The following is a 23,217-nucleotide window of genomic DNA, read 5'->3' as shown; positions in this document are numbered from 1 at the left end:
GGCGCGCGAACGGCCCGCCCCGTGACGCGCGCGCTCATCTCGATCGGAACGAACTCTACGCGGCTGCTCGTGCAGGACGGTGAGCGCCGCGTCGCCGCCGAGTCGCGCGGGACGCGCATCGGCACCGGGATCGGCTCGACCGGCGCGCTCGATCCCGCGGCGCGCGCACGCACGCTGGAAGCGATCGACGCCTACGTCGCGATCGCACGCGAGGCCGGCGCCGGCGAGATCGACGCGATCGCCACCAGCGCCCTGCGCCGCGCGAGCGATGCCGATGCGTTCGGCGACGACGTCGAACGACGCGTCGGGATCGCGCCGCGGATCCTCTCCGGCGACGAAGAGGCGACCTATTCGTATCTCGGCGCCACGCGGACGCACGACGGCGCGGGGCCGCTCGGCGTGCTCGATGTCGGGGGCGGCAGCAGCGAGCTCGCGGTCGATACGCCCGCCCACGCACGCGCGGCGGGGACGGTGCGCAGCACCCAGTCGGTGGAGATCGGTGCGGTGCGGCTCTCCGAGCGGCACCAGGCGCTGCTCGGCACACATGCGCTGCTCGGCGCGGAACGCGCCGCCGTCGAAGGCAGCGCGCGAAGCGACGCCCAGACGCTGCTGCTTCCGTTTGCGAGCGCCGGCACGATCGCGGAACTGATCGTCGTCGGCGGAACCGCGTTCACCGCCGCCGCGATGGTCGCCGGCGGCCTGCCCGACGGCGCCGTGCTCGCGCGCGCCGACGTCGCGACCCTCATCGACGCGCTGTTCGCGCGCGATCTCGAGGGACGCCGCGCGCTTCCGCACATCCGTCCGCAGCGTGCCGACATTCTGCCTGCCGGCCTGCTCGTGATCGATGAAGCGTGCAGGCTCCTGAGCGTCGACCGCTTCACCGTGAGCGAATCGGATCTGCTTCTGGGCTACCTCACGTCGCCGGCGTTTCGCGCCGCCGCGTTCGCGAAGCGGTAGCCGCGCCGCGAAGCGCGAACGCCGGGCGCGGGATGATGGTGGAATAGGCAGACACAGCAGACTTAAAATCTGCAGCCCGGAAGGGCGTCCGGGTTCGAGCCCCGGTCATCCCAGGCGCCGTGTCGTCCCGCGCGTTACGTTGGGCCGCCTCACGCCGCGACTTCGATTTTGCGCATGTTCGTCCGGACCCCGCTCGCCGCGCGGGCAGAGTCCCTATAATTGATGTAAATTCAGCGGGCGGGTAGCCACCGCTCCGGTTCGAAGATTGACGTTGACAACACTTCAATCGAAAGGACCGGAACGGTGGCCGATTACGATCTTACCCTATCCCGCGACGCGATTCCAGCGTTGCTCGATCAACCTGCGGCGCTCGGGAAGCTCGTCGAAACGATTTTGAACCAAGTGCTCGAGGCGCAGATGCGCGATCATCTGGGCGCCGAGCGGTACGAACGCTGTCAAGAACGGGAGGGCTATCGGAATGGGTATCGCGATCGACAGCTCTCGACCCGCGTCGGATCGCTGGTCCTGCGCGTGCCGCAAACGCGCGACGGCAGCTTCTCAACCGCGTTATCGCCGCAGCGAACAAGCCTTCGTCGTGGGCCTGATGGAGATGGTCGTCAACGGCGTCTCGACGCGGAAGGTCACGCGGATAACCGAAGGCCTCTGCGGGACGTCGTTTTCGAAATCGACGGTAAGTCGCCTTACGAAGGCACTCAACGAACCGGTCGCGGGATTCTTGAATCGCCGGCTCGACGCAGCGTACCCATTCATCATCGTTGACGCGCTCTTCACGAAGGTGCGCACCGACAAGAGCGTCGTCAGCAAAGCGCTGCTCATCGCGAGCGGCATTCGTGCTGACGGATACCGCGAGATCCTTGGTCTTTCGATCGGCGATTCGGAGAGCTTTGCGACGTGGAACGAGTTCTTTTGCGGCCTCAAAGCACGCGGCTTGCACGGCGTCGACGTTGCCGTCTCCGACAATCACTCGGGCTTACGCGAGGCGATCGCCAAGCAATTCGTCAGCGCGACATGGCAGCGCTGCCAGTTCCACGTGATGAAGAACTTGCTCGATCACGCGCCCAAGAAAGAACGGGAAAACGTAACCGCTGCAGCTCGGCTGATCTTCCTCGCAACTGATCGCAAAGAGGCCGAGCGTCGATATGCGGAATTCATGGCCCGCTTCGCAGAAACGGCGCCCAAGTCGTGCGTGTGCTTGGAAGGAGCGTTCGAAGACATGCTTGCGATCTTGCCGCTGCCGGAGAAATATCGCCGGCGACTGCGCACGAGCAACATGCAAGAGCGGCTCAATGAAGAGATTCGTCGCCGGGAGAAAGTCATTCGCATTTTCCCAAACGACGCCGCGGCGATTCGCATGGTCGGCGCGCTACTCTCCGAGCAAAACGACGAATGGTTAAGCCGAGCCTACTTCGACATGACCGAATACTTCGAATGGAAAGCAACGACGGTGGCCAAGCCGGCCGCCGTAAAACGAGACAGACGAGCAGCCTAACTTACGCGATCGACGAACCGGAATTACAGCAGATTTGGGACTTGACTCGCGAGCGCCGCCTCCCGCGCTGCGCCCTTTCCCAAGCTGCACGAGCATCCCAAGCCGAGTTCGTTGGCCAAGCAGCGGTCGCTGGTGTGCACGGAGAGCGAATGACCGCAAGGGCAAGTCGTTGGTTCTTCCATGGTGGTACGGATTTCCCCAACGCGAGCCGCGGCCAACCACTCCCTGCACGGCGAACCGCCGGGTTAGATGCCGTTCCCGACGTTGCTCAGAATGCTCTGGATCGTTCCGCTGAGGAAGACCACGGCGGCGATGCAGAGGAGCGCGATGAGGCCGAGGATCAGGCCGTATTCGGCCAGCCCCTGGCCTTCGTCGTCGAGAACGGAAAGAAGAAGCGCGCGAGTCATAGAGTGCTCCCAAATCAGAAGATTGGGTCTACTATCGCTCGGCTGCCTGTACCGTCCCTAGGGGAGAAAGCCCAGCGCGTTGGTCTGTCCGATGCCCGCTCAGCGCGCGCCGCGTTGCGGGGTCTTGCCGGAGGTGCCGGCTCGCCGGTGTTCGGTCGGGTCGGCCGGCTGACCGGCGCCGCGAAGCTTGGCGATGCGCTCTTCTTGCAGGCGCACGGCACGCTCGGCGAGTGCGCGTTCGTCGTCGTCACCACACTGATCGGACCAGCGGACGAGTACGGCCAGCCAGTCCTCGGCCTGCCGGATCAGGAACGCGCGATGCTCGTCGCCGTCTCGCATGAGGGCGCCTCGGCGCTAGAACGCCGCTCGGCGGTTGGCGCGGTATTGGGCGATCCATCGGCGATTCGCCGCCTCGGATGCCAGGTCGAACTTTCGTGCGGTCGTCAGAAACCGCAGCATCAGCGCGACCATGCCGGTCCACGCCGCGATGCCGGTCGCGATTGCCAGGTACATGCTACCTGTATCGGCAGATGCGGCTCGAATCACGAGCCGCCGCCGTCAGGCGGCGAAGTCGCCGGTTCCCGCGCCCTTTTTCGAGAGGTGGGGCTGCATCGCGGCCGCGCGCGCGTCGCGCTTTCCCAGGCTGCACGAGCATCCAAGTTGCAGCTGGTTACCGATGCACCGCTGGTCGGTGTGGAGGGCGAGTGAGTGACCGCAGGGGCAGCGTGTCGGTTCGTCCATGATACCGCTTTTGTTCACCACGCCGGGCCGCGGCCCATCGCAGTCGTCCGTTAAGAGCGGGTGAAAATCGCGCATCAGGCGCGCGCTCTTCCGCGCTGCGCGAGCGAGACGGCGAGAGTCACCGTCGTTCCGCGCTCGTCGCTTGAGACGTCGCAGCGCTCTGCCAGCGCACGCATGATCGAGAGCCCGCGGCCGCGATCGGGCGTTGGCGTGAGCCGCCAACGGCCGCGGTCGGTGATCGTTGCGATGAGTTCGCCGTGATGCGCGCGCATGACGACGCGCACGTCGCCGGATCGATCGTGATAGGCGTGTTCGGCGGCGTTGTTCATCGCCTCGGCGACGGCGAGCACGAAATCAGCCCCGCGCGCCGGCTCGAATTCGCAGTCGTCCACGACGCGCTGCACGGCGTAGCGTGCGCGGTGGCTGTTTGATGCGGTGGCGGAAAACTGGAGGTCGAGTTCGTCGACCGCGATGACGCGCACGATCAGCATTGCAGCATCGTCGAATCGGCGAGCACGGATGCGATGGAAGATGCCTGGATGGGCGGTGCGCGGACGACGTACTCGAGGCGGCGGGGCTGCAGGGCGAACTCCTCATCCCAGCGGCAAACGCGGAATCGGCGAACCGCATCGGCTCACGTGCTTGGAGAGTTCTTTCCTGAACGACGTGAATTGAAAACTGCAGTGGAAGCGATGCAGCCTTCGCTTGCCGTGCGGCACCGGGACTTGACCTGTTCGAAATAACCGGTTAGGAATATGCGGTGAGAGGCCCGAGGGGGTTCCTCTCCGAATGCCGTCCTGTTCCCGACGAACCCGGCGAGCAGCCGGGTTTCGTGCGTCCGGAGGTTTGCGCGCTGAAGATCCTCGTTACCGTCAAACTCGTCCCCGACACGAACGCCGACAAGCGTATCGATCCGGTGACGAAGCGCCTCGTCCGTACCGGCGTCGAAACGGTGCTCAACCCGTTCGACGAGTATGCGATCGAAGCGGCCCTGCAGCTCAAAGAGAAGCTGAACGACGGTTCCACGGTGACCGTCCTTTCGATGACGCCCGCAACGGGCAAGGAGATCGTGCGCAAAGCGCTCGCGATGGGCGCCGACGACGCGGTCATGGTCTCCGACGACGCCGTCGCCGGCAGCGACCTGTGGGGCACGTCGGTCGTGCTCGCCGCGGCGATCAAAGCGCAGAACGCCGACTTGGTCCTCACCGGGACGCAGTCCACCGACGCGATCAGCGGCGACCTCCCCGGGATGCTCGCCGAAAAACTCGGCATCCCCGGGCTGACGTACGCGCGCAAGATCGAGATCGCGGACGGCCGCGTGCGCGTGCAGCGCGAAACCGACAACGGCTACATGACCGTCTCCGCCGCGTTGCCGGCGCTGGTGAGCGTCACGAAGTCTGCCAACGAACCGCGCTACGCCAACCTCAAAGGCATCATGGGCGCGAAGAAAAAGGAAATCAAAGCGCTCGCGCTCGGCGATCTCGGGCTGACCGCCGCCGTTGGCACCGACGGCGCGAAGGCGAAGCTGACGAACGTCGCGACGCCGCCCGTGCGCGGCAAAGGTCAGGTGGTGCAAGCCGCCGACGGCGCCGAAGGCGCCAAGATCATCGTGCAGTTCCTCAAGGAGCGGAAGTTCCTGTGATACAGAACGTCATCGCCTTCGTCGAGCACAAGCACGGCACGGTCCGCCGCGTCTCGTTCGAAGCCGCGACCCAGGCGCGCGCGCTCGCCGACAAGCTCGGCGGCAAGGTGCATGCGGTCGTCGTCGGCGACGGCGCGCAGACCGCCGCCGAAGCGCTCAAGAAGTATCCCGTCGATCAGATCCACGTCAGCGACGACACGCGCTTCCTCGAGAACGCCGTCGACGCGCTCGAAACGGTCGCGAAGGCGGCCGGCAACGGGCTCGTTCTGGTCGGCAACACGATGCTGGGACGCGACGTCGGCTCGCGCTTCGCCGCGCGCGTCGACTGCGGCATGAACGCCGACGTCGTCGACTTCACCACCGATGGTGGTATCGCTGCAGTGATGCCGAAGCTCGGCGGCCTGGTGATCACCACCTGCGCCCTCGACGGCGATTTCGGCGTCGCGGCGATTCGTCCGAACGTTTTCTCCGCCAAGGAAACTTCCGGGGCCGGTGAGATCGTTCAGATTCCGTCGAGCGGGAAGGCCTCCGCGATTACCGTGGAGGACGAGGTCGAGGAAGCAGCAGCGGAGCTCGGGGTCGAAGAGGCCTCGGTCGTCGTCAGCGGTGGTCGCGGGATGGGCGGTCCGGAACCGTTCACCACGATCCTCAAGGACCTCGCCGACGCGTTCGGCGGCGCGGTGGGCGCCTCACGGGCGGCGGTCGACGCCGGCTGGGTCTCGCACGGTCACCAAGTCGGGCAAACCGGAAAGACGGTCAGCCCGCCGCTCTACATCGCCGTCGGCATCTCCGGGGCGATCCAACACAAAGTCGGGATGCGCACGTCCGAAACGATCGTCGCGATCAACAAGGACGCCAACGCACCGATCGCCGAGTTTGCCGATCTCCTTGTCGTCGGAGACGCCTTCGCCATCGTTCCGGAATTGGCGAACGCGGTCCGCGACGCGAAAGCCGCCCACGCTTGATGCAGTTCCGTCCCGTTTTCGTTCTCGCACTCTCGGCCGCCGCGATCGTCGCGGCGGTCGGCGTGCTTCCGAGCGTCGCCGACGCCGCGAAGCCGGCCGTTGCGGCGAATGCGTCGCCGTCGCCGGCTCCCTCGCCGACCGCGACGCCCGAACCGCTCGACAAAGCGATCCCGCGTCTCGAGGCCAAGCTCAAGGTTGATCCGAACGATAAGGCGTCGGCGACCGAACTCGCCGCCGACTACCTGCAGATCAATCGTCCCGACCTGGCGCTCGCGCTGACGCAGAAGCTGCTCGCCGGGGGGACGAAAACGGCGCAGGTCTACTACTTCGACGGACTCGCGCAGAACGCGGCCGGTCACCAGAAAGAGTCGCTCGCCGATCTCGAAAACGCGGCGAACCTCGAGCCGACGAACCCGGGCGTCCTCGGCAGCCTCACGCAGATGTACCTCCAGCTGAACCGTCCGCAGGATGCGGAGCGCGTCGCGAAGCGCGCGCTGACGTTCAACAAGGACGACAAGAACGCGTACATGGCATACGGCGGCGTGCTCGCGAGCGAAGGCAAGTACGACGAAGCGCGCCAGCAGTACGAAGGCGCCGTGAAGCTCGATCCCAAGGACGTGCGTCCGCTGCTCGCCGAGGCGCAGACGTACCAGCAGCAGCAGGCGATCGCGCTCGCCGCGAGCCTTTACGACCGCGCGATCGCGATCGAGCCGAACAACGGCGAAGCGCTGGTCGGCAAGGCGCGCCTCGCAGCTGCCCAGCACAACGTCAAAGACGCGATCGCGACGTACGAACTGCTGCTCGCGCAGCAGACCGATCCCAACGACAAGGTCGCGGTGATCGATCAGGAAGCGATCGTCTACGCGAACGAAAAGATGGATGCGGAAGCGACCGCTGCGTACCAGCGTGCGATCGCGCAGTTCCCGAACGTTCTGAGCGCACACACCGCCTACGGCGACTACCTGCTCGCGAAGAACGACAAGGCCGGGGCGGAACGCGAGTTCACCGCGGGCGCCGGTCCCAACAAAGACCAGGCCGACGCCGTCGCCCGGCTCGGCCAGCTCTACGCGCAGCAGAATCAGATCCCCAAGGCGATCGAACAGTTCAAACGCCTCACCCAGCTCGCGCAGAACGATTCGCGCGCGCACCTTCTGCTCGCCGCGTCGTACGCCGCCAACCGTCAATACGGTCAGGCGCGCGACGAGTTCAAGAACAGCTACAACCTGCAGCACTCGCCCGACGCCCTGCTGGGCCTGGGCCAAGCCGACCTGCAGCTGCGCAACTACACCGAGTGCACGCAGGTGTACACCGCGATCGACGCCGGGGCGCCGCAGCTCTCGCGCCGCGATCCGACGATCCTGTACAGCCTGGGCAAGTGCTACGAGGGAGCGCGCCAGCCCGACAAGGCCAAGAGCGCGTACCAGAAACTGCTCACGTACGTCCCCGCCAACTCTCAGGCCGCCGGTCAGATCAAGTCGCTGATCGCGGCGCTCGACAAACAGAACGCGCCGAAGAAGCCGGCTCCGAAGAAGTCGTAACCGGGGAGATCGCAGGCCTCGTTCGATGCTCGTGGCGTACGACGACACCCTGACCGTCCACCTCGCGGACGTCCCGCACCCGGATCGTCCCGATCGGGTGCGCGTCGTCGCGCGCGAGCTCGAGCGGCGCGGGATGCTCGGCGACCGCATCGACGCACGGGTCGCGCGCCCCGACGAACTCGTGCGCGTGCATCCCGCGTCGTACATCGAGATGGTGCGGCGCACGTGCGACGAGCTCGCGTGGGGCGGTGTCGCGTTTCTCGGCGACGACCCCGACACGCTCGTCGACGGCACGTCGTTCGAAGGCGCAGCGCGCGCCGCCGGCGCAACGCTCGCCGCGCTCGAACGTGCCGTCGACGAACGGCGCGGCGCCTTCGCGCTGGTTCGCCCGCCCGGGCACCACGCCGAACCCGCCCGCGGGATGGGCTTCTGCGTCTTCAACAACGCGGCGATCGCGGCGCGCACCTACGCGCAGGAGGCCGGCGGACGCGTGCTGGTGATCGACTTCGACTACCATCACGGGAACGGTACGCAGGCGGCGACCGGCGGTGGCGTCTCGTACTTCGGAACGCACGCCGACCCGGCGTATCCGGGGACCGGCGATCCGCGCGACAACCGCATCGTCTCCGGCGGCGCGCTCGTCAACGTCCCGATCGACGCGCGCGGGATCAGCACCGAAGGATTCCTCGCGATCCACGCGCGCTCGCTGCGCGCGCTCGCCGAGCGCGTGCGCCCGCGGCTGATCGTCGTGAGCGCGGGTTACGACGTCGTCGCGGGCGATCCGGTCGGCGATCTCGGCGTGGATCCGGCGTTCGCGCGCCAGATGGGACGGCTGCTGCGCGAGATCGCCGACGGCTACTGTGACGGCCGCGCGCTGTTCGTCCTCGAGGGCGGCTACGATCCGCCGACGCTCGCCGGCTGCGTCGCCGAGACGATCGCCGGTTTCGATGAAGGGCTCGAGACCGAGCGGACCGAGGTGCAGGCGATCCCGGCCGCGCAGCGCGCGCTGGTGCGCGAGATCGAGTCCGCTGCCTTGGCGGGAGCGCGCGGTTGACGCTGCAGCGTCTCGCGCCGTGGATCGTCCTCGTCCTGCGCCTGACGATCGGCGGCATCTTCATCGCCGCCGGCGCGCTGAAGGTCGGCCACGCCGACCTTTTCGCCGCCGAGATCGCCGGCTTCCGGATCGGCTTCCTTCCGCAAGCGGCGATCGGGCCGATGGCGATCGCGCTGCCGTATCTCGAGATGCTGGTCGGCGCGTACTTGGTGCTCGGTCTGTTCACCCGGATCTCCGGGTTCGCCGCCGCCGTGCTGCTCGGCGTGTTCGATCTCGCGATCGCCTCCGCCGTGGTGCGCGGGCTCACCGTCTCGTGCGGCTGCTTCGGACCCAACGACACGACGACGACGACGTGGAGCGAGGTCGCCCGCGACGCGATCTTCGTCGCGCTCGCGCTCGTCATCGCACTGCGACCGCCCGGGGCACTCGCCCTCGACCGGAGAATCGGAATCCACTCATGAGCCAAACCGCGCGCAAGACCGCCTCGTCGCGACCGAACGGCCGCGTCATCATCTACGCAGCTCTCTCGCTGGTCGTTGTCGCCGTCATCGTCGCGATCGGACTGCTCAACCGCAGTTCCGTCCCCAACGCCGCGTCGAACGCGCCGATCCAAGCGAACCTCAAGGTCGGCGATACCGCGCCGCCATTCAGCGTGAAGACGAACGCCGGCCCGTTCGAGCTGAGCGCCGTCTCGTCGCCGGTGCTGCTCGAAGTGTTCGCGACGTGGTGCCCGCATTGCCAGCGCGAGACCCCGGTGCTCAATCAGATCGCCGCGAAGTATCAGGGCAAGATCGCGATGGTCGCCGTGAGCGGCAGCCCCAACGCGATCAACGGAAACGATCCGGAGTCGCAGGCCGACGTCAACGCGTTCGGCCAGCAGTTCGACGTGCGCTATCCGATCGCGTACGATCCGACGCTCGACGTCGCCCAGAAATACCTGAAGAACGGGTTCCCGACGCTCGTGATGATCGACCGGAACAAGAAGGTCGTGTGGATGACGTCGGGCGAGACGGCGCAAGCGGAGATCGAGAAGGCGATCAAGATGACGCTCTGAGCGCATCGGCGCCGAGATCGCGCGCGAGCGCGGCGCGGACGGCGTCGACGACAGGCGGCTCGCGCGTCACGACGCCCCAGTCGATCTGCTTCCCCGCGTCGCCGAACGCAAAGGACGCGTTCGCCGACCCGACCCACACCGTGTCGCCCGCGAGCGCGCACTTCTCGCTCGACCCGGTTTCGTGCACCTCGACACCGGCTTTGCGCATCCCGTCGAGCATCGCGCGGGTCTGAGGCTTCCCGGCGAACTCGGGCGAGACGATCAGCGTCGTCGGCGCACCGCTCTGCGCGTGCAGCCGAAGCGCCGAACTCACGATCCCGGGACCGAACGTCTCGGTCTCGACGATCACCGGCTTCCCGGTTGCGCCGCGGATCAGGTTCGCTTCCTGCCACAGCGCGTCGTCTTTCTCGGTGGCGAGCGTCGGACTCGTGGTGCCGGTGCCGTGGATCGCGGCCGAGACGAGCGCCACGTCGTTCGGATCGTCGTCGCGCAGCACGGTCTGATCGGCGCGCGGAAAGTTGCGGTCGTCGAGATACGCGACGCCGTCGCAGACCGCGCCTTTGACGTGAAACCACGTCGCCCGGCCGTGCATCAGGGTGACGTGCGCGCCCGCATCGCGCAGGATCTCGGCGCTCCCGGCGTTCTCTCGCGCGCCGTCGGCGCCCGTCGCGTACGGGCGGAGCGCCAGGACGACGTCGACGTCGGCGCCGCGTTCGGCGGCTGCGGCGAGCGCGTCGCGCACGGGACCGCCGCCGAGCACGAACGACCCGAATTCGACGTGCGACGCGCGGCGGATCGCCGCGCTGAGTTCGTTGATGGATGACAGGGTGATGCTCACGCCCCGCCTTCACGCGTGCGCCGGCGCGCGGCAAGGGACGCGTTACGGGACGACCGAGCTCGCGATCTGAATCAGCTCTTTGAGATCGAGGTCGCCGACCAGGGCGAAGGCGAGCTTTCGTTCGCGCCATGCGAGCAGCGTCGTCGGACCGTCGCGCACGTAGCGCGCGTCGTGGCCCTCAAACGACGTCGTGCGCGTCTGCATCCCGCTGAAGTCGATCGCACGATCGGTCGCGTTCTCGAAGAGCGAGAGGGTGCGGATCCCGTCGGAATAGATCAGGTGCAGGTTGCGCGTGCCTTTGACGCTGCTGACGTCGCTGCCGGCGAGCGAGAAGCCCTCGGGGAGATACTTCGGCGTGACCGGCGCGAAACCGGCGTCGGGGACCGACGTCGCGACCGACGTCGGCGAGCCGTACGAACGGCCCTGCACCGTCTCGTAACCCGGCGGAACGCTGCCGTTGAATACTTCGGCGGGGATGTCGTCGGTGTAGCGGATGTCGTCGAAGCGCGTCCGCCACGCCAGCGAACCATCGCTGTGATACGCTTCTTTCGCGAGCACGATATGCGTGTCGCGATCGATCCACAGCCGCATCGCGCGCTCGCCGGTGTACCGGCTGACGAGATCGATCACGTCGGCGTGCCGGTCTGCGACGTCGTCCGATGCGGTGCGCACGGCGCGGTAGTTGCTGTCGAGCAGCGCGATATCGTCGACGACGGCGACCGGATCGACGGCGGCCTTGTTCTCGGTGACGACGACGCGCTTGCGGCTGGGATCGACGTCCCACGACATCGCGCCGCGGCTGATCACGAACTGTCCGTAGAGCGCGCGCGGCGCGAGATACGTGCGGCGCGTGTCGTCGGGCGCGCGATGCTCGATCTTCGAGATCACCGCGAGTGCCTGACTCGTTCCGCTCCGGATCGTCGACATCTGACCGACGAACGAGACGTGCTTCGGCGCCGCGACCGCCTGCACGATCAGCGGCCGTGCATCGGTCGCTGCGGCCGGGACCGGCGTCGCGCGCGGCGACGGCCGCGGCGCCATCGTGTGCGGCGGAACGTCGGCACGGACGCCGGGGATACCGGCGGCGAGAAGCGCGAGCCCGAGACCGAGCCCGAGGCTAGCGGAGCGCACCGTCGGCGCTGTCGAGGGTCGCGGCGTCGGCGGTATCGATGTACGAAGCAGCGGTCGAATTCGAGCTCGTCGCCGTGTCGGGCGAGTACACTGCGGGGCCGACGTTGGGCCCCAGCGGGTTCTGCATCGCTTCGGCGTTGTGCTCGTCGAGGTAGTAGCTCGCGGTGATCCCCGAGGCGGTGTTCCCGCCGCGCAGGACGGGCGTGCCGAAATACGCGGCTAGCGCGACCGCGGCTGCGACGGGGACGGCGATCGCCGGGCCCCAGCGGCTCCGAATTCGGTCGAAGACCGACGGCCGCTCGTGACGGACCGCGTCCCAGACGCGGGCTTTCACCATCGCGGGGAACTCGAGTTCGGAAGCGGCTGCGGCGCGGCGCAGTATCTCGGTCAGCCCCGACTCTTCGTCGAGCACGAGCTGGCAACGGTCGCAGCCCGATTCGAGGTGCGCGAAGACGGCGGCGTCGGTCGCCGGTTTCAGCGCGCCGTGAAGATAGTCGATGAGGGTGTCGCGATCATAGTGGGTGGTCATCGTTGTTCCTGTTGCGCCCTGGTCACCAGCCGACGAAGAAGAGCCCGCGCTCGGTGGAGTCGCGATCGAACCGTCCCGATCGAGCACCCCATGATGTCGGCAATCTCCTGATAGCTGTATTCTTCGATATCCGCGAGGACGACGACTTGGCGCTGTTCCGGCGAGAGCTGAGCCAGCGCCTTCGCCAGTGGCTCCCCCAGTTGCCCTGAGAGGTAATCCTCGATGGGATCGACCGCCAAAGGTCGCTGGCCGCCGAACTCCTGCGGAGCGTTGTCTCCCGGTATCTCTTCCTGGAAACGTCCTTTTCGTCGCCTTAGTTCATCCCGGTACAGATTCGTGACGATCCGGTAGATCCACGAAAGGAACGACGTCCCAGGCTGAAACGACCGCCAGGCCCGGTAGACGCGAATGAACGCGTCCTGCGTGAGATCGCGTGCGTCCGCCTCGTTTCCGGTCAGCCGGTAGGCGAAATTATAGGTCGCCTTCCCGTACTGGTCCATCGCCTGTTCGAGGAACGCCGACGCCTCGGGCGTAGGCGGCTCGATCGGCTTGCGCGGGACCCCCATCGGGATCAGAGGCTTCGGGGGGACGACGGCCGCGGCCTCGCGAGAGGCTGCTCGGCTACTTGCAGAGATTCGTCGCCGGCACGATGACGGCAGTCGCCGCGTCTTCGCGTTTGGACGTCACCGCCGCCAGATCGCTGAGGTCGTTGTCGAGTTTCCGCGCGGTGTCGAGGCTGATCTTCCCCTGCGGGATCTTGATCAGCTGGGTCGAGTCGTTGAGGAACGCACGCGAGGTCGGCTCGGTCGTGACGCCGGGCTGCGGATTCTGCCGGATCTGCTCGGGCTGCGTCGCGGTCTTCAGCGCGGCCTCGGATTCGCTCAGCCGGCCGAAGCGCGTCATCCGTTCGGTTTCGACGAAGCCGCTCATCGCGTCGAGCTGCACTTTCTGGGAGGAGAGCACCGCCTGCATCGATCTGCGCATCGCGGCCAGCGTCTCGGCGTCTTTCGCCGTCGCGTTGGGCGGCGCGTCGAAGGCGTGCGACTGCAGTGCCGTTTCGAGATCGTCGACCGTCTTCACCATCGACTGGACCTTCTGATCCATCTGCATCAGCTTGAGATCGCGCGACGTCTCGGTGCCGTACACGGTGTAGTCGTAGAGCTGCTTGCGGAAGTCCCCGTACGTCGCGTCGTTCTTCATCGCAGCGACGACGGCGGGCGCGACGGCGCGGCGCATCGCGGTGCAGAGCGCGCGGCTGCGGGTCGTCCCGATGACCGGGAGCGGCGTCGGCGGGAGCGGTTCGAGCGTGAACGGGTTCCCCGAGGCGGTGGGCGCCGGGGTCGCCAGCACGCGCGCCAGCGGGTTCGGCGCCGCCGCGTGCGGAGCGGGTTTGTGGGCATGCGCGGTCGGAGCGTGGTGCGGTGCCGGCGTCGGAGACGGGGATGCGAGCGCCAAGACCACAGCAGCGAAAACGATCACTTGCGGGGCTTCGACGGCCGGCGCACGGTTCCAGCCAGGGCGAGCGCGCACGGCCCCGACCAAAGCGCTACCGCGGCGCCGGAGGAAACGGGAAGATCGTTCCTAAGTTTCGACTTCGGACCTCCTAATCTGAGCTTTACCGATCCGTTACACTTCTTCGGCCGGGGGACCATGGCGACCGTTCACGCCCATTCTCAGACCGTTCCGGTCCAGCGCCCCAAGGGGCGCTTGTGGCGTTACCTCGCCGTCGCCGGACCGGGTTTGATCGTCGCGTTCGCGGACACCGAAGCGGGGAGCATCACGACGGCCGCGACGTCGGGCGCGCAGTTCGGGATGAAGCTCGTCCTGCTGCAGCTGCTGTTGATCGTGCCGCTCTTCGTGGTCCAGGAGATGACGGTTCGGCTGGGGACCGTGACGGGCCAGGGTCATGCCCAATTGATCCGGCGCCACTACGGCCTCGCCTGGACGTGGGTGTCGCTCGGGACGATGCTGGTCACCAATCTCGCGGCGCTCGTCACCGAGTTCATCGGCGTCGCCGGCGCGGCGCTCGTGTTCGGCCTGCCGGTCGCGCCGATCGTGGTGATCTGCGCGACCGTGCTCATCGGGATCGCGCTGAGCGGCCGTTACCGTCGCGCCGAGGTGTTCGCGCTCGCCCTGTGCCTGTTGGAACTGCTCTTCATCCCGGCGGCGATCGTCGCGCATCCCGATCCCGGCGCGCTGATCCGCGAAGGACTCTTCGGAAGCCAGCCGCTGGGAAACCGCGATTATCTGCTGCTCGTCGCCGGCAACATCGGCGCGGTGATCATGCCGTGGATGATCTTCTACCAGCAATCCGCGACGGTCGACAAGGGACTCACGCCGCTCGATCTCCCGCTGTCCCGGCTCGACACGGCGATCGGCGCGGTGCTGACGCAGGTCATCATGGTCGCGGTCGTCGTGACCTGCGCGGCGACGCTGTTCGTCAACCACATCAGCATCTCCGACGCGGCGCACGCCGCGCTCGCGCTGGTCCCGTTGACGGGCTCGCGCTTCGCGGGGATCGCGTTCGGCGCAGGGTTGCTGGGGGCCGCGCTGCTCGGTGCGCTGGTCGTCTCGCTCGCGACGTCCTGGGCCTTCGGCGAGGCCTTCGCCTGGCGCTGCTCGCTCAACGCGAGCTGCTTCGAAGCCAAGCGCTTCTACGGTATGTACATGCTGATGGTGGCGGCGGCGGCCGGGATCGTCCTCGTCCCGCACCTCCCGCTGATCCGCATCACGGTCTGGGTCGAAGCGTTCAACGCCTTCGTCCTGCCGATCGTGCTCGGTTTCTTGCTGGTCATGGCCAACGACCGGAAGATCCTCGGCGACCGGGTCAACTCGGCCCTGGGCAACACGGTGGCGATCGCCGTGGCGGTTGTCTGCGTCGGCCTGGGACTCTGGATGGGCTTCCTGACGATCACCGGGCAGGCCGGCTGAGGGCTGCCACCCTCGGGCGCCCCCGGGCGTCCTAGTGAGGGTCTAGCCGACGCGTTCGGACCGCGCAGCGGAGGGGTGCCGTCCCGCAGGTCCCGGCGGCAGCCGGGTCCGAATGATCGTCCCCCGCCCCCGCCCAGCCGAGAGAACCATGTCCACGCCGCGCCTTCAAGCCTTCGAGTCTGCCGACACGGTCAATCGAGTCGTGGCGCTGCTGCTGCGTTTTCCGGAGATCCATAGCGTCCGGTCCAACCCCGCCGACGCGACCCTGACGCTGTCGTTCGCCGTCCGCAAGCGGCTCGACCGCGTGCAGGCGCGTGCCTTCGGCGAGCGCCTCTCCGAGTATGTGCGGACGTTCCTCGATCTGCGCGGCGACGTGCCGGCGAAGATCGCCGTCACCTGCGATCGCGACGCGGCGGTCTCGTTCGTCCACGTCACCCGCGACGCGGCGACGTTCTCCCGCGAGGAACTCGAGCTCGTCGTTGCGCTCTTCGCCGAGTCGTTCCGCGCGATACTCGTCCGCGATCACGCCGACGTCCCCGTCGACGACGATCCGGCCGCGCGTGACGAGCTCGTCGACGTCGCGCTCGATGCGCTGCGCGATCCGTCGCAACGTCAGCGGCTGGTCGGGTTTCGGGAAGAACAGCGGGTGCTGGTGTACTTCGTCCACGCCCGCAAACGCGCGAAAGCAAGGGCCCGATCGTAACTCCGAGCACCGTTACCGTCCTCGTCGTCGGCGATGTCATGGGATCGCCGGGACGCGACACCCTCAAGAAACATCTCGCACTCGCCCGCGAGCAGCACCACGTCGACGCGGTGATCGCCAACGGCGAGAACGCCGCCGCCGGTTTCGGGCTGACGACCTCCACCGCCGACGAGATGTTCGCGGCCGGCGTCGACTTTATCACGTCCGGCAACCATATCTGGGACAAGCGCGAGTTCCGCGCCGTGCTCGACGAGACCGATCGCATCCTGCGCCCGGCGAACTATCCGCCGAACCTGCCCGGCCGCGGCGTCGGGACGTTCACGGTCAACGGCGTGACGATCGGCGTGCTCAACCTGATGGGGCGCGTCTTCATGCCGCCGGTCGACGATCCGTTCCGGGTCGGCCGCGCGCTGGTCGACGAGCTTCGCCACATCACCCCGGTCATCATCGTCGACGTGCACGCCGAAGCGACGTCGGAGAAGATGGCGATGGGGCGATTCCTCGACGGCGACGTCTCGCTTGTGTACGGGACGCACACCCACGTCCAAACCTCCGACGAGCAGATCTTCGCCGGCGGAACGGCCTACCTGACCGACGTCGGGATGACGGGCCCGTCCGACGGCGTCATCGGGATGGAATCATCGGCAGTCCTCGAGCGTTTCACGAATGCGGTTTCGGAGCGCTTCGCCGTGCAAAAAACGGGTACACGTCAATTTTGCGCGGCCGTCACGACGATTGATGTCGCTTCGGGACGTGCGCTCGACATCAAACGCATCAATCTTCGAGGCCTAGCATGATCGAGCCGCCGAGAATCCCGGCTTCCGGGGTTCTCAAAGTGTCTGCTCATTCAAATCCCAACTCCGTCGCCGGCGCTCTCGCCGGCGTGTTGCGTGAAAAGCCCGCGGCCGAACTTCAAGCGATCGGCGCCGGTGCAACCAACCAAGCCGTCAAAGCGATCGCGATCGCGCGCTCCTACCTTCACGCCAGCGGGATCGATCTGTGGTGCGTTCCTGAATTCACCGACGTCGAAATTGACGGGAACTTGCGCACCGCGATCCGGCTGCTGGTGGAGCGCCGCGCCATGGAATCCGCCCCGCCGCCGGCGCCGTGAGCCGACGGTGACGGTCGACTTTCACAGTCACACCCGCGAGAGCGACGGGACGCTCACGCCGCGCGAGCTCGTCGGGATGATGAAGGCCCGCGGCGTCTCGTGGTTTTCGATCACCGATCACGACACGACCCGCGCGTACGAAGCCGTCGACGCGCCCGGCCAGCACGTCATCCCCGGCATCGAGATCAATACGACCTGGGACGGCAGCGACGTGCACATCCTCGGCTACGGGATCCCGACCGGTCCGTCACCGCTCGCCGAGACGCTCGCGCGCAACCGCACGCATCGCCGGGCGCGCGTCGACGCGATGGTCCGCGGGCTCAACGCTGCCGGCTATCCGCTCACCGTCGAGCAGGTCCTCGCGCAGTCCGACGGCGGTCATGCGCTCGGTCGTCCGCACGTCGCGAAGGCGCTTGTGCTCCACGGCATGGTCCCCGATATCGAGACCGCGTTCCGCACGCTGCTCTCGCGCGGCACGCCGGGATACGCGCCCTCGACGCACATCACGCCGTTCGAAGCGATCGACGTGGTGCGGGCCTGCGGCGGCGTCGCAGTGCTCGCGCATCCCGGCCGGTTGCGCGACGACGCGATCGTCGACGACCTCGTCGCGGCGGGTCTCGCCGGGATCGAAGTCTTTTATCCGACGCACACCACGCAGCAGACCGCGCACTACCGCGCCGCGGCGGCGCGGGCGAATCTGGTGATGACCGCCGGCTCCGATTTCCACGACGTGCGCTGGAACGCGCGCGGTGTCGGGGTCGACGTCGATCCGTCGGACGTGCGTCCGTTTTTGGAACTCGTTGCCGAGCGTGTTTAGGACGAGGACGCGCGCTCTCGCGCTCGGAACAGTGGCCCCACTATGACCGACGACGAAATCCGCCCGTACATCGGCAAGCCCGTCCGCGTCACGCTCGACGACGGACGCGTGCTCGCCGGAACGCTGCACGCCGATGGCGGCCACGGCCACGGCCACATCCACTATGCCGTCATCTCCGATCCCGTCCGCGAAGGCGGCGAGAAAGTCGTCGAGACGATCCACGGCGGCGACCGCATCACCGTGATCGAAGACGCATCGGACGATCCTGCCGCGGTAGAGTGACCGCGTTGCGGTAGAATGACCACATGATGAACGATCTCGCGCTCCTGGTCGCGCGCGTCACGCTCGGTGCGAGCATCGCGTCGCACGGCGCCCAGAAGGCGTTCGGCTGGTTCGACGGCTCGGGACCGCAGAACGCCGGCGCCTACTTCGAAACGCTCGGCTTCAAGCCGGGAGCGCAGTACGCCGCGGCCGCGTCGTACAACGAAATCGCCGCGGGCGCGTTGATCGCGCTCGGCGCCGGCGGGCCGCTCGGCCCGGCCGGCGTGCTGGCGACGATGCTCGTCGCGGCGCAGAGCGTCCACGCGAAGAACGGTTTCTTCGCGGCCAAAGGCGGGATCGAACTCAACGTCGTCTACTCGGCCGGGGCGCTTGCGCTCGCCTCGACCGGGTACGGCGCGCTCTCGCTCGACCGCGCGCTCAGCCTCGACGAAAAACTGCGCCATCCGATCCTCACGACGCTCGCGATCGCGGGCGGGCTCGCCGCCGCGTGGACGATCCTCGCGCAGCGTGACTTCTCGCCGCCGCCCGGCACGCTCGCGACGCCGACGATCGCCGGCAACGGCGCGAGCCCCAGCCCCTCGCCGGCCGCAAACTGACCGTTTAGGGCGTCGTCGAGGCGAGGACGGCGTCGATTGCCGCGTGCGCGTGCGAGGCGATCGCCGCGAGCCGCGCCGACTGGTCGCGCACGGCGCTCTCGTCGCCGATGTACTGATGGTTGATGCGCACGTTCGCCGCGCTCGCGGCGAGCGCGGCGCGGAAGAAGTGCGCGGCGCACTCGACGTCGCTCACCAGGTGCGTGTTGCCGAGCGCGAGCGTGCGTTGGGCGAGCATCGCACCTTCGGCGCACAAGCCCGCGGCGGCGAGCGGCGCCTCGGCCGCACCGATCAGCGCCGCCTGCAGCGCGTCGGTACGGCGGCGCTTCTCCTCGTCGGTCCGGCGCGGCATCCCGCTCGCGGTCACGACCGCGCCGTACGCCGCCTCGTCGAGCGGGCGCGCCGCGGCGAACCGTTCGCGCAGGCGGTCAGCTTCCTCGACGATCTCCCGCGCCTGGGCGTGCACGCCGAGGTGACGCGGGGCGTCGGCGGTGATCCGCGCGACCATCGCGCAGAGCGCCGCCCCCATCGCCCCGACCAACGTCGCAGCGCTCCCGCCGCCCGGCGTCGGGCTGGCGGAGGCCAGGGCGTCGAGGTATGCATCGATTTGACCCACGGGACGGTCTACCAGGGATGAACCCCGCACGCCTCGCGGCGAAGTGGGGATGGTCGCGCCGTTTGAGCTGGTTTCAACAAGCACGGTCGCCCACAGAACACCCGCTTGTTACCAGGCGGAGGCGGGAGCTCGCCTTCGCCCGAGGAGCCATATCTTGCAGACTCTAGAAAAGCGCGGCGACGTCAAGGACCTCGCGCTCGCCGATGCCGGCAAGTCCCGCATCGAATGGGCCGCATCGTTCATGCCGGTCCTCGCGCAGATCCGCGACCGCTTCGAGAAGACCAAGCCGCTCGCCGGCGTGCGCATCGGCGCGTGCCTTCACGTCACCACCGAGACCGCCAACCTGATGCTCGCCCTCAAGGCGGGCGGCGCCGAGATCGCGCTGTGCGCGTCCAACCCGCTCTCGACCCAGGACGACGTCGCCGCCGCGCTCTGCGCGCATTACGAGATCCCCACCTACGCCATCAAGGGTGAGGACGAGGGGACCTATTACAGCCACATCGAGTCGGTGATCGCCTCGAAGCCGCACATGTCGATGGACGACGGGTGCGACCTCGTCACCACGATCTACACCAAGCACAACGCGCTGCTCAAAGAGATGATCGGCGGCTGCGAAGAGACGACGACGGGCGTGATCCGCCTGCACGCGATGGAGAAGGACGGCGTGCTGCCGTATCCGGTCATCGCCGTCAACGACGCACTGACGAAGCACATGTTCGACAACCGCTACGGCACCGGGCAGTCGACGCTCGACGGCGTCGTGCGCGCGACCAACGTGCTGATCGCCGGTTCCACCGTCGTCGTCGTCGGCTACGGCTGGTGCGGCCGCGGCGTCGCGTCGCGCGCCAAGGGCCTGGGCGCCCACGTCGTCGTCACCGAGATCGATCCGCGCAAGGCGCTCGAAGCGGCGATGGACGGCTTCCAGGTGCTCCCGATGAGCGAAGCCGCCAAGACCGGCGACGTCTTCATCACCGTCACCGGCAATTTCCACGTGATCCGTAAGGAGCACTTCGAGGTGATGAAGGACGGCGCGATCGTCTGCAACTCGGGTCATTTCAACGACGAGCTCGACCTCGACGCGCTCGAAGCGCTCTCCACCGGCAAAACGGCGCCGCGCGAATTCGTCGAATCGTACGAACTGCGCAACGGCAAGACGGTGCGCGTGCTCGGACAAGGCCGGCTCATCAACCTCGCCGCCGGCGAAGGCCACCCGGCCGCCGTGATGGACATGTCGTTCGCGAACCAGGCGATGGCCGCGGCACACCTCGCGCAAAACTACAAGACCCTCGAGAAGAAGGTCTACTCGGTGCCCGACCACATCGACGAAGAGGTCGCGCAGCTCAAGCTCGCCGCGTTCGGGATCGCCATCGACACGCCGACGCCCGAACAGGTGAAGTACATGGCGTCTTGGAGCGAGGGAACGTAATGCTTTGTGCTCAGCAGAACGCCTCCGCTTTGCTACGGCGTGAAGGTATGTTTGATGGCCGTCGTCGCGGTGCGGCGACGGGAGCACCTGCGCTGCGCTCCGGTGCGTCTCCGCGTGTTTTTGCACAAAAACACGCGGAGACTCGTCATCGACGGAGCGCAACGGAGTCGCTGACGGAACAGGCTTCAACGGTACCTCCGTGCCGTAGCGAAGCGGAGGCACGATAAATGGCCTACCGCCGTCTGTTCACGTCGGAGTCCGTGACCGAGGGACATCCCGACAAGGTCGCCGACCAAATCTCCGACGCCGTCCTCGACGCGATCCTTGAAAAGGATCCGCAGGGCCGCGTTGCGTGCGAGACGTTCGCGATCACCGGCCAGATCCACATCGCCGGTGAGATCACGACGTCCACCTACGTCGACATCCCGAAGATCGTGCGCGACACGATCAAGGAGATCGGCTACGACCGCTCGGCCGTCGGCTTCGACTACGAAACCTGCGGCGTCAGCGTCTCGGTCGACGAGCAGTCGGCCGACATCGCGATGGGCGTCGATGCCTCGCTCGAAGTAAAGGAGAGCGGCGACCGCGATCCGTTCGAGCTCACCGGCGCCGGCGATCAAGGGATGATGTTCGGCTTCGCGTGTCGTGAGACGCCGCAGCTCATGCCGCTGCCGATCACGCTCGCGCACGACCTCACCCGCCTGCTGGCGAACGTGCGCAAGAACGGGACGCTCCCGTATCTGCGGCCCGACGGCAAGTCGCAGGTGACCGTCGAGTATGACGGACACAAGCCGGTGCGCGTCGACGCGGTCGTCATCTCGACCCAGCACGATCCCGACGTCACGCTCGAACAGATCCGCGCCGACGTCATCAAGCACGTGATCGATCCGGTCATCCCGCGCGAACTGCGCGACGAGACGCTGAAGATCTACGTGAACCCGACCGGGCGGTTCGTGATCGGCGGCCCGAAGGGCGACGCCGGTCTGACCGGACGAAAGATCATCGCCGACACCTACGGCGGGATGGCCCGTCACGGCGGCGGCGCCTTCTCCGGCAAGGATCCCACCAAGGTCGACCGCTCCGCCGCGTACGCGGCGCGGTACGTCGCCAAGAACGTCGTCGCGGCGGGGCTCGCCGAGCGCTGCGAGATCCAGGTCGCCTACGCGATCGGCGTCGCGCACCCGGTCAGCGTGCTCGTCGAGACGTTCGGTACCAACGTGATCCCGGAAGAACGGATCGCGGAGCTCGTGAAGGCGCACTTCGACCTGCGCCCGGCGGCGATCATCGCCAACCTCGACTTGCGTCGTCCGCTCTACAAGCAGACGGCGTCGTACGGCCACTTCGGCCGCCCCGACCTCGACCTGCCGTGGGAGCGGACGGACAAAGCGGACGCCCTGCGCACGGCGGTCGCCGCGGAACGCGAGCTCGCGCCGATCGGCGCGTAAACGCCGATTCCTCGCGTCGATCAGGAGGGGCGCCGATCACTCGGCGCCCCTCCGCATATTCCAAGGAACGTCACGGCGCCGGTCTGCGTTATACGACCGACTCCACCATGAGGTATTCGATGTTCCGCAAATCGCTCCAAGCGCTCGCCGTCGCGGCGATCGCAGCCCTCCCTCTCGCGGCTTCCGCGCAATATACGGGCGACCAGCTGCTCCCGTCGCAGACCGTGATCACCGGGACGCTCGAGCAGACGATCAACAGCAAGAGCGCGCAGGTCGGTGACCCGTTCGTCCTCGACGTGCAGACGCCGTATCCCGCCGACGACCAGCGTTATCAGGGCGCGAAAGTCTACGGCCACGTCGCGAACGTCACGCACGCCGGGACGACCCACAAGGGCAGCGTGACGCTCGGCTTCGACCGTCTCACGCTCGCTGACGGCACCACGGCATCGCTGCAGGGCAGCGTGCTCTCGCTCGACGCGCAAGGGAATCGCGCCAACACCACCAGCAAGGCGATCATCGGCGGCGTCGTCGGCCAGATCGTCGGCAACTACATCGGCAAGCATATCGGCACCGACGTCGGCGGTGCGATCGGCGCGATCGGCGGCGCGATCGCCGGCGCAAACATCGGCCAGAACGTCGTCGTGAATCAGGGCTCGACGGTCTCGATGAAGACCACCGCTCCATCGACCGTCCTCTCGCGCCGTCAGGCCGGCTACCCGAACCAGTACAACAACAACAATAACAACGGCGGCTACTACAACAACCAGCCCCCGGCCCCGACCCCCTACCCGACCCCGTACCACTAGCACGGCGCTCCGCACTCGCTGCGCGCCCCCCACGCCTTCGGGCGTGGGGCCCCCGGGGCCCGACCTCGCAAGAACCTGACGGTGATGGGACGATGCTGCTGCGCTCGGTCCATCACCGTCA

Annotated in this window: 26 protein-coding genes, 1 tRNA gene and 1 pseudogene; 20 read left to right on the top strand and 8 right to left on the bottom strand. The window is 67.4% G+C overall.

What is annotated here, in order from left to right; genetic code table 11:
- The first annotated feature begins 21 nt into the window (after positions 1–21).
- The 3 genes and pseudogenes from WPS_RS11210 to WPS_RS11200 all read left to right on the top strand — a co-directional run bounded on the left by WPS_RS11210 (position 22) and on the right by WPS_RS11200 (position 2,467).
- Entirely contained in the window at positions 22–957 is a 936-nt protein-coding gene (locus WPS_RS11210) for a Ppx/GppA phosphatase family protein (protein ID WP_317994572.1), read from the top strand.
- Between the two features lie 29 nt (positions 958–986).
- Positions 987–1,070, top strand: a tRNA-Leu gene (locus WPS_RS11205).
- A gap of 190 nt (positions 1,071–1,260) precedes the next feature.
- Positions 1,261–2,467 (top strand): annotated as a pseudogene (locus WPS_RS11200) (IS256 family transposase).
- Between the two features lie 245 nt (positions 2,468–2,712).
- Here the strand turns inward: WPS_RS11200 and WPS_RS11195 are convergent.
- Complete coding sequence (locus WPS_RS11195) at positions 2,713–2,874, bottom strand: hypothetical protein (RefSeq protein ID WP_317994571.1); 162 nt, start codon at positions 2,872–2,874, stop codon at positions 2,713–2,715.
- A gap of 147 nt (positions 2,875–3,021) precedes the next feature.
- Between WPS_RS11195 and WPS_RS11190 the strand changes: the two genes are divergently transcribed.
- Positions 3,022–3,582 (top strand): hypothetical protein, encoded by a 561-nt coding sequence (locus tag WPS_RS11190; RefSeq protein ID WP_317994570.1) that lies wholly within the window; start codon positions 3,022–3,024, stop codon positions 3,580–3,582.
- Between the two features lie 107 nt (positions 3,583–3,689).
- On the opposite strand, the gene WPS_RS11185 is transcribed toward WPS_RS11190, so the two are convergent.
- On the bottom strand, positions 3,690–4,106 hold the full coding sequence (locus WPS_RS11185) for an ATP-binding protein (RefSeq protein WP_317994569.1): 417 nt from the start codon (positions 4,104–4,106) through the stop codon (positions 3,690–3,692).
- A 341-nt stretch (positions 4,107–4,447) separates the two neighbouring features.
- Here WPS_RS11185 and WPS_RS11180 point away from each other — a divergent pair, with 341 nt between their 5' ends.
- From WPS_RS11180 to WPS_RS11155, 6 genes are read left to right on the top strand one after another with little or no spacing between them, the layout of a single operon-like run.
- Positions 4,448–5,257 (top strand): electron transfer flavoprotein subunit beta/FixA family protein, encoded by an 810-nt coding sequence (locus WPS_RS11180; protein WP_317994568.1) that lies wholly within the window; start codon positions 4,448–4,450, stop codon positions 5,255–5,257.
- Positions 5,254–6,222 (top strand): electron transfer flavoprotein subunit alpha/FixB family protein, encoded by a 969-nt coding sequence (locus tag WPS_RS11175; protein WP_317994567.1) that lies wholly within the window; start codon positions 5,254–5,256, stop codon positions 6,220–6,222. The genes WPS_RS11180 and WPS_RS11175 overlap by 4 nt, the downstream gene beginning before the upstream one ends.
- Positions 6,222–7,760 (top strand): tetratricopeptide repeat protein, encoded by a 1,539-nt coding sequence (locus WPS_RS11170; RefSeq protein WP_317997535.1) that lies wholly within the window; start codon positions 6,222–6,224, stop codon positions 7,758–7,760. The genes WPS_RS11175 and WPS_RS11170 overlap by 1 nt, the downstream gene beginning before the upstream one ends.
- A gap of 25 nt (positions 7,761–7,785) precedes the next feature.
- Positions 7,786–8,814 carry a histone deacetylase family protein gene (locus WPS_RS11165; protein WP_317994566.1) on the top strand — a complete coding sequence of 343 codons (1,029 nt, stop codon included), beginning with the start codon at positions 7,786–7,788 and terminating at the stop codon, positions 8,812–8,814.
- Positions 8,811–9,275: a MauE/DoxX family redox-associated membrane protein gene (locus WPS_RS11160; protein ID WP_317994565.1), complete on the top strand. Its 465-nt coding sequence runs from the start codon at positions 8,811–8,813 to the stop codon at positions 9,273–9,275. The genes WPS_RS11165 and WPS_RS11160 overlap by 4 nt, the downstream gene beginning before the upstream one ends.
- Complete coding sequence (locus WPS_RS11155) at positions 9,272–9,868, top strand: TlpA family protein disulfide reductase (protein ID WP_317994564.1); 597 nt, start codon at positions 9,272–9,274, stop codon at positions 9,866–9,868. Before WPS_RS11160 ends, WPS_RS11155 begins: the two co-directional genes overlap by 4 nt.
- On the opposite strand, the gene WPS_RS11150 is transcribed toward WPS_RS11155, so the two are convergent.
- The 5 genes from WPS_RS11150 to WPS_RS11130 are packed head-to-tail and all read right to left on the bottom strand — an operon-like array spanning position 9,852 to position 13,845.
- Positions 9,852–10,706, bottom strand: coding sequence for a phospholipase D-like domain-containing protein (locus WPS_RS11150; protein WP_317994563.1), 855 nt, complete (start codon positions 10,704–10,706; stop codon positions 9,852–9,854). The genes WPS_RS11155 and WPS_RS11150 overlap by 17 nt on opposite strands.
- A gap of 42 nt (positions 10,707–10,748) precedes the next feature.
- Positions 10,749–11,837 (bottom strand): sigma-E factor regulatory protein RseB domain-containing protein, encoded by a 1,089-nt coding sequence (locus WPS_RS11145; RefSeq protein WP_317994562.1) that lies wholly within the window; start codon positions 11,835–11,837, stop codon positions 10,749–10,751.
- The gene (locus WPS_RS11140; protein WP_317994561.1) at positions 11,824–12,366 is read right to left on the bottom strand and encodes an anti-sigma factor family protein; all 543 of its coding nucleotides are present in this window, start codon (positions 12,364–12,366) and stop codon (positions 11,824–11,826) included. The genes WPS_RS11145 and WPS_RS11140 overlap by 14 nt, the downstream gene beginning before the upstream one ends.
- Positions 12,363–12,932 (bottom strand): sigma-70 family RNA polymerase sigma factor, encoded by a 570-nt coding sequence (locus tag WPS_RS11135; RefSeq protein ID WP_317994560.1) that lies wholly within the window; start codon positions 12,930–12,932, stop codon positions 12,363–12,365. Before WPS_RS11135 ends, WPS_RS11140 begins: the two co-directional genes overlap by 4 nt.
- 55 nt (positions 12,933–12,987) lie before the next feature.
- Complete coding sequence (locus tag WPS_RS11130) at positions 12,988–13,845, bottom strand: hypothetical protein (RefSeq protein ID WP_317994559.1); 858 nt, start codon at positions 13,843–13,845, stop codon at positions 12,988–12,990.
- Here WPS_RS11130 and WPS_RS11125 point away from each other — a divergent pair, their 5' ends adjacent.
- The 7 genes from WPS_RS11125 (at position 13,846) to WPS_RS11095 (ending at position 18,806) form a co-directional block, all read left to right on the top strand.
- Entirely contained in the window at positions 13,846–15,297 is a 1,452-nt protein-coding gene (locus tag WPS_RS11125) for an NRAMP family divalent metal transporter (RefSeq protein WP_317994558.1), read from the top strand.
- A gap of 202 nt (positions 15,298–15,499) precedes the next feature.
- Complete coding sequence (locus tag WPS_RS11120) at positions 15,500–16,000, top strand: hypothetical protein (RefSeq protein WP_317994557.1); 501 nt, start codon at positions 15,500–15,502, stop codon at positions 15,998–16,000.
- A complete protein-coding gene (locus tag WPS_RS11115; RefSeq protein WP_317997534.1) occupies positions 15,994–16,797 on the top strand; it encodes a TIGR00282 family metallophosphoesterase in 804 nt (267 codons plus the stop codon). Before WPS_RS11120 ends, WPS_RS11115 begins: the two co-directional genes overlap by 7 nt.
- Positions 16,794–17,111 (top strand): stage V sporulation protein S, encoded by a 318-nt coding sequence (locus tag WPS_RS11110; RefSeq protein WP_317994556.1) that lies wholly within the window; start codon positions 16,794–16,796, stop codon positions 17,109–17,111. The genes WPS_RS11115 and WPS_RS11110 overlap by 4 nt, the downstream gene beginning before the upstream one ends.
- Positions 17,112–17,118: 7 nt before the next feature.
- Positions 17,119–17,928, top strand: a complete 810-nt coding sequence (locus WPS_RS11105; protein WP_317994555.1) for a PHP domain-containing protein — start codon at positions 17,119–17,121, stop codon at positions 17,926–17,928.
- 42 nt (positions 17,929–17,970) lie between these two features.
- A complete protein-coding gene (locus WPS_RS11100) occupies positions 17,971–18,210 on the top strand; it encodes an LSm family protein (protein WP_317994554.1) in 240 nt (79 codons plus the stop codon).
- 23 nt (positions 18,211–18,233) lie between these two features.
- Entirely contained in the window at positions 18,234–18,806 is a 573-nt protein-coding gene (locus tag WPS_RS11095) for a DoxX family protein (RefSeq protein WP_317994553.1), read from the top strand.
- Between the two features lie 4 nt (positions 18,807–18,810).
- On the opposite strand, the gene WPS_RS11090 is transcribed toward WPS_RS11095, so the two are convergent.
- Complete coding sequence (locus tag WPS_RS11090; RefSeq protein WP_317994552.1) at positions 18,811–19,419, bottom strand: cyclodeaminase/cyclohydrolase family protein; 609 nt, start codon at positions 19,417–19,419, stop codon at positions 18,811–18,813.
- Positions 19,420–19,573: 154 nt separating this feature from the next.
- On the opposite strand from WPS_RS11090, the gene ahcY reads away from it, so the two are divergent.
- The 3 genes from ahcY to WPS_RS11075 all read left to right on the top strand — a co-directional run bounded on the left by ahcY (position 19,574) and on the right by WPS_RS11075 (position 23,096).
- On the top strand, positions 19,574–20,845 hold the full coding sequence (gene ahcY / locus WPS_RS11085; protein ID WP_317994551.1) for an adenosylhomocysteinase: 1,272 nt from the start codon (positions 19,574–19,576) through the stop codon (positions 20,843–20,845).
- A 227-nt stretch (positions 20,846–21,072) separates the two neighbouring features.
- Entirely contained in the window at positions 21,073–22,290 is a 1,218-nt protein-coding gene (gene metK, locus WPS_RS11080; RefSeq protein WP_317994550.1) for a methionine adenosyltransferase, read from the top strand.
- A gap of 107 nt (positions 22,291–22,397) precedes the next feature.
- On the top strand, positions 22,398–23,096 hold the full coding sequence (locus tag WPS_RS11075) for a hypothetical protein (protein WP_317994549.1): 699 nt from the start codon (positions 22,398–22,400) through the stop codon (positions 23,094–23,096).
- Positions 23,097–23,217 lie beyond the last annotated feature (121 nt).

It is taken from the genome of Vulcanimicrobium alpinum, from assembly GCF_027923555.1.
GTDB classification, from domain to species: Bacteria; Vulcanimicrobiota; Vulcanimicrobiia; order Vulcanimicrobiales; family Vulcanimicrobiaceae; genus Vulcanimicrobium; species Vulcanimicrobium alpinum.
This window is presented reverse-complemented; position numbering and strand designations above follow the sequence as displayed.